General features: G+C 39.2%; 13 protein-coding genes. 12 read left to right on the top strand and 1 reads right to left on the bottom strand.

The features are described from left to right. Positions 1 to 65 precede the first annotated feature (65 nt). From SP60_RS00155 to SP60_RS00100, 12 genes are all read left to right on the top strand, one after another. Entirely contained in the window at positions 66 to 1,652 is a 1,587-nt protein-coding gene (locus SP60_RS00155; RefSeq protein WP_053950717.1) for an ABC-F family ATPase, read from the top strand. A gap of 4 nt (positions 1,653 to 1,656) precedes the next feature. Further along, positions 1,657 to 2,448 (top strand): YihY family inner membrane protein, encoded by a 792-nt coding sequence (locus tag SP60_RS00150; RefSeq protein ID WP_053950716.1) that lies wholly within the window; start codon positions 1,657 to 1,659, stop codon positions 2,446 to 2,448. Between the two features lie 33 nt (positions 2,449 to 2,481). Continuing rightward, the gene (locus tag SP60_RS00145) at positions 2,482 to 3,081 is read left to right on the top strand and encodes a riboflavin synthase (protein WP_053950715.1); all 600 of its coding nucleotides are present in this window, start codon (positions 2,482 to 2,484) and stop codon (positions 3,079 to 3,081) included. Next, the gene (gene ribBA / locus SP60_RS00140; RefSeq protein WP_053950714.1) at positions 3,078 to 4,154 is read left to right on the top strand and encodes a bifunctional 3,4-dihydroxy-2-butanone-4-phosphate synthase/GTP cyclohydrolase II; all 1,077 of its coding nucleotides are present in this window, start codon (positions 3,078 to 3,080) and stop codon (positions 4,152 to 4,154) included. The genes SP60_RS00145 and ribBA overlap by 4 nt, the downstream gene beginning before the upstream one ends. A 9-nt stretch (positions 4,155 to 4,163) precedes the next feature. Further along, positions 4,164 to 4,667: a 6,7-dimethyl-8-ribityllumazine synthase gene (ribH, locus tag SP60_RS00135; RefSeq protein WP_053950713.1), complete on the top strand. Its 504-nt coding sequence runs from the start codon at positions 4,164 to 4,166 to the stop codon at positions 4,665 to 4,667. A 2-nt stretch (positions 4,668 to 4,669) separates the two neighbouring features. Next, positions 4,670 to 5,098 carry a transcription antitermination factor NusB gene (gene nusB, locus SP60_RS00130; RefSeq protein WP_199401933.1) on the top strand — a complete coding sequence of 143 codons (429 nt, stop codon included), beginning with the start codon at positions 4,670 to 4,672 and terminating at the stop codon, positions 5,096 to 5,098. Next, positions 5,095 to 6,837: a SulP family inorganic anion transporter gene (locus SP60_RS00125; RefSeq protein WP_053950712.1), complete on the top strand. Its 1,743-nt coding sequence runs from the start codon at positions 5,095 to 5,097 to the stop codon at positions 6,835 to 6,837. Before nusB ends, SP60_RS00125 begins: the two co-directional genes overlap by 4 nt. Before the next feature lie 30 nt (positions 6,838 to 6,867). Next, positions 6,868 to 7,104 (top strand): (2Fe-2S)-binding protein, encoded by a 237-nt coding sequence (locus SP60_RS00120; protein WP_053950711.1) that lies wholly within the window; start codon positions 6,868 to 6,870, stop codon positions 7,102 to 7,104. Positions 7,105 to 7,119: 15 nt separating this feature from the next. After that, the gene (locus tag SP60_RS00115; protein WP_053950710.1) at positions 7,120 to 8,007 is read left to right on the top strand and encodes a prenyltransferase; all 888 of its coding nucleotides are present in this window, start codon (positions 7,120 to 7,122) and stop codon (positions 8,005 to 8,007) included. A 152-nt stretch (positions 8,008 to 8,159) separates the two neighbouring features. Further along, positions 8,160 to 8,660: a pyridoxamine 5'-phosphate oxidase family protein gene (locus SP60_RS00110; RefSeq protein ID WP_199401932.1), complete on the top strand. Its 501-nt coding sequence runs from the start codon at positions 8,160 to 8,162 to the stop codon at positions 8,658 to 8,660. After that, positions 8,660 to 9,073 carry a radical SAM protein gene (locus SP60_RS00105; RefSeq protein ID WP_053950708.1) on the top strand — a complete coding sequence of 138 codons (414 nt, stop codon included), beginning with the start codon at positions 8,660 to 8,662 and terminating at the stop codon, positions 9,071 to 9,073. Before SP60_RS00110 ends, SP60_RS00105 begins: the two co-directional genes overlap by 1 nt. 114 nt (positions 9,074 to 9,187) lie before the next feature. Beyond that, on the top strand, positions 9,188 to 9,589 hold the full coding sequence (locus SP60_RS00100) for a hypothetical protein (RefSeq protein ID WP_144418553.1): 402 nt from the start codon (positions 9,188 to 9,190) through the stop codon (positions 9,587 to 9,589). 90 nt (positions 9,590 to 9,679) lie between these two features. Here the strand turns inward: SP60_RS00100 and metH are convergent, their stop codons facing one another. Continuing rightward, complete coding sequence (metH, locus tag SP60_RS00095; protein WP_053950706.1) at positions 9,680 to 13,333, bottom strand: methionine synthase; 3,654 nt, start codon at positions 13,331 to 13,333, stop codon at positions 9,680 to 9,682. Positions 13,334 to 13,367: the final 34 nt, after the last annotated feature.

The following is a 13,367-nucleotide window of genomic DNA, read 5'->3' as shown; positions in this document are numbered from 1 at the left end:
ATTTCCTTTAGTTTTTTAAATTTATTATGGGATAATGGTTGTTTTTCAAAATTAGCCCTATACTCATGATTTCTACTGCCAACATTACCATGCAATTTGGTGAAAAACCCCTGTTTGAAAATATCTCTATTAAGTTTCAAGGCGGCAATCGTTACGGTTTGATTGGTGCTAATGGTTGTGGTAAATCAACTTTCATGAAAATTTTAACTGGTGAGTTAAAGCCTTCAAACGGTACGGTAAGCATTAGCGAGGGTGAGAGACTAGGTATTTTGCGTCAGGATCAGTTTGCCTATGAAGAGTTTCGTGTTGTTGATACAGTTATCATGGGCCATGAGAAGTTGTGGGAAGTGAAAAAAGAGCGTGATCGTATCTACGCACTGCCAGAGATGAGTGAAGCGGACGGCACCAAGGTTGCACACCTTGAAATGGAATTTGCGGAAATGGACGGCTACATGGCTGAATCATCAGCCAGTGAATTATTGCTAGGTTTAGATATTCCTGAAGAGCAGCATTACGGGCTGATGAGTGAGATTGCACCAGGTTGGAAAATGCGTATCTTGCTGGCTCAGGCGTTATTCTCTGATCCTGAAATTCTACTACTGGATGAGCCAACCAACAACTTGGATATTAACTCAATTAGCTGGCTGGTCAATGTACTCAATGAGCGTAAAGCTACTATGGTCATTATCTCGCACGATAGACACTTCTTAAATGGTGTGTGTACGCATATGTCTGATTTGGACTACGGCGCACTCAATACTTTCCCTGGAAATTACGATCAGTTTATGATGGCTTCAACTGCCATTCAGGAAAAAATGCAGTCAGATAATGCTAAAAAAGAGGCAAAAATTAAAGAGCTTAAGCATTTTGTGTCGCGTTTTTCTTCAAATGCCTCTAAAGCCAAGCAAGCAACGTCACGTCAAAAACAGCTTGAAAAAATTGAACTTGATGACATTAAGCCGTCTTCAAGAGTTAGTCCTTATATTTACTTCAATCAAGAAAACAAGCTTCATAGAAATGTTCTGGAAGTTGAAGGATTGGAAAAAAGCTTTGACGATCTTCATGTATTAAAAGACATTAGCTTTTTGTTTGAAGTGGGTGAGCGTGTGGCGGTCATTGGCCAAAATGGTATTGGTAAAACCACCTTGCTGCGTACGCTAGTAGGTGAGATTGAAGCTGATAAAGGCAAGATCAAGTGGAGTGAGAATATCAATATTGGCTATTATGCTCAAGATAATAGTGCTGATTTTAAAGAAGATATGACTGTGCTTGATTGGATGGCACAATTTAAACAGCCGAAGCAGAATATGCAGGATATGCGCGGCGTACTTGGCAAAATGTTGTTCGGTAAAAACGACATCATTAAAAGTGTTAAATCACTTTCGGGTGGCGAAAAAGGCAGAATGTTGTTTGGTAAGCTTATGTTGCAACAACCAAACGTATTGGTGATGGACGAGCCGACTAACCACTTAGACATGGAGTCCATTGAGGCACTTAACCTTGCATTGGAAAATTATGAGGGTACACTGATCTTTGTCAGTCACGATAGAGAGTTTGTATCGTCATTATCGACCAAAGTTGTAGAGTTGAAAGAAGATGGTATGCATTATTATTCTGGCAACTATGAGGATTACTTAAAGTCACAAAAATAAGCTTATGATTAAAGCAGTATTAAGAAGATTTGTAAAGCGTCAGAGCTTTGATTCGGCTTCCATACTGTCATTTAGTAGCTTATTCGCCTTGGTTCCTGGGCTAGCTTTAGGTCTTAGTGTTTTTTCACTATCACCATATTTTGCAGAGCTGCAACAGTCATTAGAGCAATTTTTGTTTACTCAGCTTTTGCCACAAAACCACAGCGCAGCGCAAACTTACATTCAGCAGTTTATTAATCAGGCTCAATCTTTAAAAGGGGTTAGTTCTGGTTTTTTAGTTTTTGCAGTAATGCTTTTGTTATTTGAGATAGACAAGCGTATTAATCTGATTTGGCATGATGTGCATCATCGCCATTGGATGAAAGGACTTGTTTCTTATTTATTTGTATTGTTCTTGGGGCCGATATTTTTAGCTGCGTCAATATTTCTAAGCTCTTATGTGGCTGCATCAGATGTTTTCAATCAACTGCCTATGATCAACTATGCACCCGTATTCACGCCGCTAATCCTATCTAGTGTGGGTTTTTCGATTTTGTATTATGCTGTTCCTTTGGAAAAAGTCAGATACATTAACGCCTTAAAGGCAGGCGTTATTGCTGCTATTTTGTTAGAGGTAATTAAATATGCCATGTTCCTCTACATCCAATACTTTCCAATCTATGAGCTCATTTATGGCACACTCTCTGTTCTCATGTTGCTTATGCTTTGGATTTACCTAGCTTGGCTGATTGTTTTGCTAGGCGCAAGCTTTTGTTATTGTTTTGAAAACAAAGCGATTAACGAGCAACTAGCGTAAAATTAGCAACCTTTAATATCGTTTATTGTATTTATGTTTACTGGCATTATTCAAGCGCTTGGCAGCATTAAAACTAAAGTTGCCTATGACAAAGGTGCTGTCTTTAGTTTCACGGCAACAAATTTTGATTTTTCTAGCATCGCGATTGGCGATAGTATCGCTGTTAATGGTGTTTGTTTAACAGCTGTTGAAGTCGGTTCAGATTTTTTTACAGCCGACGTTTCTCAAGAAACGCTAGATTGTTCGATCTTCTCCCAGCTTGAACAGGGCGCAGCAGTCAATTTAGAAAAAGCACTCAGACTCAATCAAGGTATTGATGGTCATTTGGTCAGTGGCCATGTGGATGGAATCGCCCAAGTCAGCGAGCAAATTAGCGAAGGAGAATCAACGCGTTTTAAGATTAACGCGCCTGATAATTTGGTAAAATACATCGCTAGAAAAGGCTCTGTGTGTATCAATGGCGTGAGTTTGACTGTCAATAGTATTGTTGGCAACACCTTTGATTTAAACATTGTCCCACATACCTTGAGTGTTACAACCTTGGGCGAGTTAACAATAGGCGATCAAGTCAACTTAGAAGTTGATATTATTGCGCGCCACTTAGAGCAATTATTAAATAATAAAGAGTCATGATAAAAGCAACCATTGAAGAAATTTTAGAAGATTATAAACAAGGAAAAATGATCATCCTGATGGATGACGAAGATCGTGAAAATGAAGGCGATCTTATTATTCCTGCAGCCACTTGCACCAAAGAAGATATTAACTTTATGGCGACGCATGGCCGCGGTTTGATTTGCTTAACACTAACCCAAGAGCGCTGTAAACAGCTTAACTTGCCACTCATGGTGGCGCAAAATAACGATGCCAATGGCACCAACTTCACGGTTTCAATCGAAGCTGTAGAAGGGGTAACGACAGGCATCTCCGCAGCAGATAGAGCCAAAACTGTACTAGATGCAGTCGCACCTAATGCAACAGCTGCTGATATCGTTCAACCAGGGCATATTTTCCCTCTAATGGCGCAACCTGGTGGCGTACTGATTCGTGCAGGACATACTGAGGCAGGCTGTGATCTTGCGCGCTTATCTGGGTTTGAACCTGCTTCTGTTATTGTTGAAATTTTAAATGAAGATGGCTCTATGGCCAGACGCGACGATTTAGAAATTTTTGCCGAAAAACACAATATTAAATGGGGTACGATCGAAGATTTAATCTCTTACCGAATTGAAAATGAAAAAACCATTGAGCGCATCAATGAGCGTGAGTTTGAAACTGAGCATGGCTCTTTCAGACTGATTTCATTCCTAGACAGTATTTATAATGAAACCCATCTAGCTTTGGTTAAGGGCGAAATTACCCACGATAAAGACACCTGCGTACGTGTCCATATGGAAGACACTTTTAGGGATGTTTTGCATGAAAGCACCAAAGGCTTTGGTGTAGATGATGCACTTAAACATATTTCTAAATCGCAGAGCGGCGTGTTCTTGCTACTTAGAAAGCAAAGCGACCAATCAATTTTGCAAAATATTGATAATAGTTCTCGTGAGATGGGCGATGATATTAAGACCTACGGTGTTGGTGCGCAGATTTTGTCCGATCTAGGGGTTAAGAAAATGAGAATTCTTGGCTCGCCAAGAAAACTTCATGGCCTTAAAGGGTTTGGCTTAGAAGTCAGCGAATACGTAGAAATTAAACACTAAAGGGATAAGATGAAATTTCAGTTTGATAAAAATGCAAATAGCGATTTTTTGAAAGAAAGTAAAGTAGCCATTATTGTGGGCTATTTCTACCAAGATATTGGCGACAAGCTACTTTCTGCTGCGCAAGAGACATTGTCTAAATACGGTATTGATGCGGATAACGTCAATGTGTTTTATGCACCAGGTGCGTTCGAAATCCCACTATTGGCTAAACGCCTAGCGGCGCAACAAGCCAATGGCCAAAATTTATATGACGGCATTGTGACACTTGGTGCTGTGATCAAAGGTGAAACCCCGCATGATGTATATGTTTGTAATGAATGCTCAAGAGGTATAGCTGAAGTATCTTACAATTACGAAATTCCAACAACATTTGGCGTGTTAACAACGCTTAATATGGATCAAACCATAGGGCGTGCTGGTGGCTATAAAGGCAACAAAGGCGAAGAAGCTACCATGGCCATGATTGAAATGCTGTATCTGATGAAACAAGCAGATTCCCAAGAGTTTTAAGCATGGCATTCATAACCCCAAAACATCGCTCACGTGAGCGCGTCGTTCAAGCACTATACCAATACATGGTATCGGGCGGTGAAGTTCTAAAAATCGAACAACAGTTTTTAAATCAAAAAGAGGGGAAGATTTCAAAAGCCTTTTTTTCGAATTTATTTATTAATATCTTAAAAAATAGATCCGAGCTTGATGCACTAATTGCACCTACCATTTCTAGAGAAACTGACGAGCTGGGCTCAGTTGAGCATGCTGTGCTTTACTTAGGTGCGTACGAGCTGCAAAATTCCCTAGAAGTGCCTTACAAAGTGGTGATTAATGAAGCGCTTGAAATTACTAAGTTGTACGGTGCTGAAGGCGCTTTTAAGCTGATTAATGCCTCGCTTGATCAATTAGCCAAAGATTTAAGAGCTGCTGAGGTAGCTCATTCATGAGTAAATGGCTTGTATCATTATTACCATTTTTATCTTGGTTTAAGCTTGTTAACAAAGAAACCTTAAAAGCTGACCTAATTGCCGGACTAACCGGCGCAGTTGTCGTCTTACCTCAGGGTGTTGCTTTTGCTACCATTGCTGGCTTGCCACCAGAGTACGGTTTGTATACAGCAATGGTTGCACCAATTATTGCGGCGCTATTTGGCTCGTCATATCATTTAGTTTCAGGACCAACCACAGCCATTTCAATTGTTGTATTTTCAACCATTAGTCGACATGTCGATCCTGGCTCTCCAGAGTTTGTATCTATGGCGTTAACTTTGACTTTTTTGGCTGGCGTTTACCAATTTGCCTTTGGCTTAGCGAGATTTGGTGTGTTGGTTAATTTTGTATCGCATACCGTGGTTATTGGCTTTACTGCAGGTGCTGCTATTTTAATTGCCACCAGTCAGCTAAAGCATATTAGTGGTATTTTTATCCCCAAAGGCGAGTCTTTTTTGCACACATGGGTTGATTTGTTTCAAGGTTTTGGCAATCTTGACATGGCCTTATTAGTGATTGCATTAAGCACTTTATTGAGTGCAATCTTGTTTAAAAAATTCTGGCCAAAATCACCCAATCTTTTAATTGGTATGGTTATTGGTAGTGTTTTGGCTTTTTATTTGAGTCGCTTTCAACTGGCTAGTGACATTCCTTTAGTGGGTGAAATACCTGCGCATTTGCCGCCACTATCAACACCTGATTTTTCATTCTCTACTATTTCTTCGCTTGCATCTGAGGCATTTGCTATCGCCTTGTTGGGTTTAATTGAAGCGGTTTCTATTAGTCGTGCAGTTGCCACTAAATCTAATCAAAGAATTAGTGCTAATCAGGAGTTTGTGGGGCAGGGGATGTCAAATATGTTTGGTAGCTTCTTCTCTAGTTATGCAGGATCTGGCTCTTTTACAAGGTCTGGAATCAACTATGAATCTGGCGCTAAAACGCCATTATCAGCTATTTTTGCCGCCTTATTTTTAATGGTTATTGTACTATTAATTGCGCCACTAACTGCCTATTTGCCAATCGCTGCTATGGGCGGTGTTATTTTGCTAGTGGCTTATAATTTAGTTGATGTTCATCATATTGCACAAATTTTTAAATATAGCAAGTCTGAAACTTCAATTTTAATAACAACCTTTTTGGCAACTTTATTTCTAGAGTTGGAATTTGCGATTTATTTAGGCGTGCTATTATCATTGGTTTTATTTTTGGCTAAAACCTCAACCCCAAGAATTCCAACTTTATCGATTGATAGTATTGATTCAGAAGGCTCTAGAAGCTTTTTAAATGTGAGTAAAAAACCACTCAAACAGTGCCCACAGTTAAGAATTATTCGGGTCGATATGTCGATTTATTTTGGCTCTATTAACCACATTCAAAAGAAAATTGAAAAAATATCTGATGGGCAAAATATTCACCATATTTTGATTGTTGCTAGTGGCATTAATTTTATTGACTTATCAGGTATGGAAGCGCTTATTTCAGAAAATAATCGATTAAAAAGAAAGGGTGGTGGCTTGTATTTTGTTGGCCTTAAGGCGCCTGTTTATCAATTTTTAGCACAAGCGCACTTTATTAAAAACATTGGCAGAGCAAACTTTTTTGATTCTAAGCAATTAGCAATCAATACAATTTACACTCGCCTTAATCGAGATGTCTGTAGTCAATGTGATGTAAAAATTTTTAACGAATGTCAATAGTTTTTTAATTTGTTAACGTGTAAAAAAATCATGAAATTTAATCCTATTTCAAACCCACTGGATAAGCTTCCGGAAATACTCAAGCAGAATTTAAAACGTAATTTATGTGTTTGCAATGAAGTCAAAAAAATAGATATTATTAATGCAATTGCCAATGGTGCAACCACACTTACAAAGGTTCGAGATAAGACTTATGCTACGAGTGGCAATGGCTGCTGCACGAGGCAAGTAGAGCGATTGATTGAGTGTATCCACTCATCCGAATAATACTAGAATATTTGAATGACAATTAAAACCATTATTCAATCTAGTAGATTGCCTTTCTTAATACTGACACCTATATGTGTATTACTGGGCGCTAGTGTTGTGATATACGAACAAAAAAGCATTGATTTATTACTACTAACATTGGTTGTTATCGGCGGGCTATCAGCGCACATTAGTGTTAATACATTTAATGAATATTTAGATTTTAAAAGTGGCTTGGATTTAGAAACCAAGCGCACTAACTTTAGTGGTGGTAGTGGCGCATTGCCTAAAAATCCAGAAGGGCTTAAGTCAGTATGGTTGACAGCTGTTGTATCACTACTTATTACATTACTAGATGGTATTTATTTTATTAGCCTGTATGGGCTTTTAATTGCTCCAATTGGCTTATTGGGCGTAGTCCTAATTGTGACATATACCAGCTGGATTAACAAACATCCTTGGCTTTGCTTAATAGCGCCAGGATTAGGGTTTGGGGTATTAATGGTTATTGGCACTCAGTTTGTTTTGGTTGGCGAATACTATGTATTATCACTATGGATCTCTATCATTCCATTTTTACTGATTAATAATTTGTTGTTATTGAATCAATATCCTGATATCCAGGCTGATATTAATGCAGGTCGCCGTCACTTTCCAATTACCTATGGCGTTAGTGCAAGTAACAAAATTTATGGCTTGTTTGTTGTTTTAGCTATGATAGTGCTTATTGGTTACGTGTTAATGGGCTATCTACCAATATTAAGTTTAATTGTTCTAGCGCCTATATTATTAGCTTTTTTTCCTTTGTATGGCGCTGTTAAATATAGGGAAAATATTGGCAATCATCCGCAGTTTTTAGGGGTAAATGTCGCAGTTACTTTATTAACGCCGTTGCTATTGGCACTATCTATACTGATATAGGTTAGAGACAATACCTCGCTTGAAAATAAATCAATCTGTTTATAAAAAAACAGCACTAAAACGGATAAAAACAGCCTATTTCTAAAATTTAAGATTACCTTAATATTTAAGTGCTATCTTGATTATTAATTTGAATATATGGTGGTGATATTATGAGTGACTCAGATTTTCATGCCGGCGAATTAGAGGCGCAACAGAAATGGCGTACAAGCCATATCTGGAACAAGAAACATAGAGAAGAATTACTATGGGATCATATTCCTGAATCTTTGTTTGAGCGAATAGAAAACGCACCCTTTTTCTTTTTGGCAACAAGCAATAAAAAAGGTGAGTGCGATTGTTCGTTTAAGGGAGGTGGCCCTGATATTATTTGTATCTTAGATGAAAAAAATTTCGTGTTCCCAGATATTGATGGTAATGGTGCTTTCATGAGCCTTGGAAATATAATTCAAAATCCTCATGTTGGTTGTTTTTTTATTGACTTTTCAACAGGTGAGCGATTAAGAGTTAATGGTCAGGCGAGTATTCATATTTCAGGCGAAATCAAGGATTTATTCCCAAACTATACACGAGCTGTTTTAGTTAAAATTGAACAGGTTGTTCCCAATTGTTCTGCTCATATTCCAAAGTTAATTCCATGGGTTAAAGAATAATGAAACCGTATAAAATTGCCGTTAATCTTGAATGGACAAGTAAATGTAATGCTCGCTGTGTCATGTGCCCACAAAGCCTAATTGAACATCCTCAGCTAATGAAAGACGATGTTTTTTATAAATCCCTTGATAGAATCAAGGTAGACGATGTTTTTCGTACAGTAATAGCTGGGTATGGTGAGCCAACTACTCATCCAAAATTTATGGAATATATTTCTGCTGTTGGTGAACATCCTGTACGCTTTGATATGGTTACAAATGGACAGCTTCTTGATCAAGGGCGTATAAAATATTTAGATGGTAAGCTAGAGCTTCTCATCTTGTCATTTTCCAGTATTGACCCTCATGTCTATAGTAAAGTACATGTTAAGTTGAATCATGAAAGGGTTAAGGAAAATATAATACTTGCATAAAAATACTTTAGTAATACGCAACTTGGAATCAGCCTCACTCCTTTGGTTGAATGCATTGAAACATTACCTGAAACAATTAAATGGTTAAGAAATCAAGGTGTTGAATTGCTTACAATGTCACCTACTCTCTATAATCGTGCGGGAACAATGGATAAGCATAAGCAATCATCAAAAAAATTAAGAGAAATTATTGAGAAATATGGCTTGCATTCACAAGAACTGGACTTTATTCCATCAACCAAAGATATTTTAAAGCAGATGTGGAAAAATAAATTTAACTGTGTGCCAAGAAATAGTGATTTATTTATTTCATCTAGTGGATCTTATTTATACTGCTACAACGATATCTCACATAAACACACATTGTCAAATATAAATGAAATGAGTATTCGCGAAGCTTTGTCAAAACGAGAGAATACAGTCTTGAATCATGAAATTTGTGACCAATGCAACATGCTGAATCGTTATGATTTTTTCGAGAATTACCATATATTAAAAAAAATGCTCTTCAAATAGAATATAGTAAAAATATGCATATGAATTCAATAAAGCTAAGCTAAGCTGAAAGGAATTTTAGCTTAGCTTTATTGAGTCAGCATATTAGCGTTACTCTAAATTAGGTGAAAGTAGTCTTTCCGCCTGATCTACCGAAACTCCTTTTCTGTTCGCATAATCTTGAACTTGTTGTTGATTGATTTTTGCCACACCGAAATATCTAGCGTCTTTATTAGCGAAGTACCAGCCACTAACACTGGCTGTTGGTAGCATGGCGTACGAGCTAGTGAGTGTCATGCCGGTGTTTTTTTCAACATCGAGTAAATCCCATAACTTTTCTTTTTCGCTATGCTCAGGGCACGATGGATAGCCTGGGGCAGGGCGAATGCCGCGGTATTTTTCTTCAATCAACTTGTCGTTATCAAAATCTTCATCGCTATAACCCCAAATCTCGGTACGTAACTTGTAGTGCATCATTTCAGCAAAAGCCTCAGCAAAGCGATCAGCTACTGCCTTAATCATGATTGAATTGTAATCATCATGATCTGCTTCATATGCTTCAACTAGCGGATCGATATTAATACCAGTAGTCACTGCAAAAGCGCCCATATAATCTTGCACGCCACTGTCTTTCGGGGCGATAAAATCACTCAGACAGAAGTTAGGAGTGTTGCCTTTTTTATCAAGTTGTTGACGCAGATGGTTAAGTGTCATGAGCACCTCACCATTTTTATCACTTAGCTCAATATCTTCATTAACGCTATTTGCCGGGAAAATACCTACAACTGCATTAGCTTGTAAGAGCTTCTCATCCATGACTTTTTTAAACATGGCTTTAGCATCTTCAAATAAGGCAGATGCTGATTCACCCACCACTTCATCAGTGAGAATATCGGGGAATTTACCAGCAAGCTCCCAAGTACGGAAGAATGGCACCCAATCAATAAATTTAAAGATTTCATTGAGATCGTAATCTTTAAACACATGAACGCCGAGTTGTTTAGGTGTGACGATATTATCAAACTGAATGCTAGGCTTGTTGTCTCTAGCGGCTTCTAGGCTAATGAGTTTGCTTTTGCCTTTGTTGGCGCGTCTAAGGCGCACTTGCTCGTACTCTGCTTTGGTATTGCTAACCAGGGTAGGTTTAAGCTTATCTGATAATAGTGACGTCGCAACGCCAACCGCTTTAGAGGCGTCTTTAACGTAGAACACACCTTTGTCATACTCTGGCTCAATTTTAACGGCCGTATGCGCAATGGAGGTGGTGGCACCACCAATCATCAGAGGCAGTTCAAAACCTCGACGTGTCATTTCTTTGGCAACAGAAACCATTTCATCTAGCGATGGAGTGATTAGGCCAGAAAGGCCAATAATATCAACATTTTCTTTAATGGCGGTTTCTAGAATGGTTTCAGCAGGTACCATCACGCCGAGATCAATAATTTCGTAGTTGTTACAAGATAGCACTACACCAACAATATTTTTGCCAATATCATGCACATCGCCCTTAACAGTTGCCATGAGAATTTTGCCCTGTGTTCTAACACCGCAACCTTGTTTTTCTGCTTCTAAGAATGGATCTAGATAAGCAACGGATTTTTTCATCACACGGGCAGATTTAACCACTTGCGGTAAAAACATTTTGCCATCACCAAACAAATCACCAACCACATTCATGCCGTCCATGAGCGGACCTTCAATCACCAAAATAGGGCGACCTAATTTGTCTAGGGCTTCTTGAGTGTCTTCGTCAATAAATTCGGTAATTCCTTTAACCAGAGAATGTTCTAGGCGTTTTTCAACTGACCAAGTGCGCCATTCTAAATCTCTTTTGTTTTCTTGAGCCTCTCCCGTGCCTGAGAATTTTCCAGCAATATCAACCAAGCGCTCACCCGCTGCCTCGTCGCTATTAAGCACCACATCTTCCACGGCTTTTTTTAGCTCAGGGTCGATGTCATCGTAAACCACCAGCTGACCGGCATTCACAATACCCATGGTCATGCCAGCTTTGACAGCATGGTATAAAAATACTGAGTGAATGGCTTCGCGCACGGGGTTGTTACCCCTAAATGAGAAGGATACATTTGATACGCCACCCGATATTTTGGCATACGGTAGGTTTTGAGTGATCTCTCGCGTTGCCTCGATAAAATCAACGCCGTAGTTATTATGCTCTTCAATACCGGTTGCTACGGCAAAAATATTCGGATCGAAAATAATATCTTCAGCAGGAAAACCCACTTCATCAACTAAGATATTGTAGGCATTGGTACAGATTTCAATTTTGCGTGCCTGTGTGTCCGCCTGGCCGACTTCGTCAAATGCCATAACAATAATAGCTGCGCCGTAGCGCTTGCAAAGATGTGCATATTTAACAAAGTTTTCTTTGCCTTCTTTAAGCGAGATGGAGTTAACAATTGCCTTGCCTTGAGTACATTTAAGGCCGGCTTCAATAATCTCCCATTTAGAAGAATCCACCATTAGTGGCACTTTAGAAATATCAGGCTCTGAGGCGATTAGGTTCATAAAGCGCACCATCGCCGCCTTGCCATCGAGCATGCCTTCGTCCATGTTAATATCAACCACTTGAGCGCCATCTTCTACTTGTGCTCGGCAAATATCCAGTGCTTCTTCGTATTCTTCGTTAAGAATTAAACGCTTAAATTTAGCAGAGCCAGTAACATTGGCACGCTCACCCACATTGACAAATAAAGCATCATCTGCAATATTAAATGCTTCTAAACCAGACAAGCGACATTCAGGCTTAATGGTGGGGATTTTGCGAGGGGGTAGGTCTTTAATTGCATCGGCAATGCACTTGATATGCTCAGGCGTAGAGCCACAACAACCACCTAAAATATTCACCAAACCAGATTCTGCCCATTCGCTAACTTGCTTACCCATGGTAATAGCACCGAGATCGTATTCACCAAATTCATTTGGTAGGCCGGCATTTGGATGAGCAGATACGTAGGTATCTGCCACGCGTGACATTTCAGCTACATATTGGCGCAATAAATCAGGGCCTAAGGCGCAATTAAGGCCAATAGAAATAGGATTGGCATGACGCAGTGAATTATAAAAAGCTTCAGTCATTTGCCCAGAAAGCGTACGACCTGAAGCGTCTGTAATAGTGCCTGAAATCATGATTGGCAATTCGAGACCATCTTGTTCAAACACTTCTTGTACGGCAAAAATAGCCGCTTTAGCATTCAGTGTATCAAAGATGGTTTCAATTAGGACAATATCTGCACCACCCTCAATGAGTCCGCGTGTAGATTCCATGTAAACTTCAACCAGCTCGTCAAAAGTAATATTTCTAAAGCCAGGGTCGTTTACATCTGGAGAGAGTGAGCAAGTGCGTGAAGTAGGTCCAATAACACCTGCTACAAAGCGCGGCTTATCATCGGTTGAGAATTCATCGCAGGCGGCTCTAGCTAGGCGCGCACTTTCAACATTAATCTCATAGGCGAACTCCTCCATCTGATAATCAGACATGGAGGTTTTTGTGGCATTAAAGGTGTTGGTTTCTACGATATCTGCACCCACTTCTAAATACGAGCGATGGATATCTTGAATGATTTGTGGCTGGGTTAAGGATAGTAAATCGTTGTTACCTTGTACCAAAACATGCCAATCTTTAAAGCGCTCACCGCGATAATCTTCTTCGCTGAGTTTATGTTTCTGAATCATGGTGCCCATGGCACCATCAAGGACTAAAATTCGTTGCTCTAAAAGGCTTTGTAATATCTGTTTTGTATTCATGCTCGATATTATACCCAAAGCCTATAAGTGCCCA

The organism is Candidatus Thioglobus autotrophicus, assembly GCF_001293165.1.
In the GTDB taxonomy this organism is placed as follows: domain Bacteria; phylum Pseudomonadota; class Gammaproteobacteria; order PS1; family Pseudothioglobaceae; genus Thioglobus_A; species Thioglobus_A autotrophicus.
Note: the sequence above shows the minus strand (reverse complement) of the source record. Positions and strands in the feature narration are given on the sequence as shown.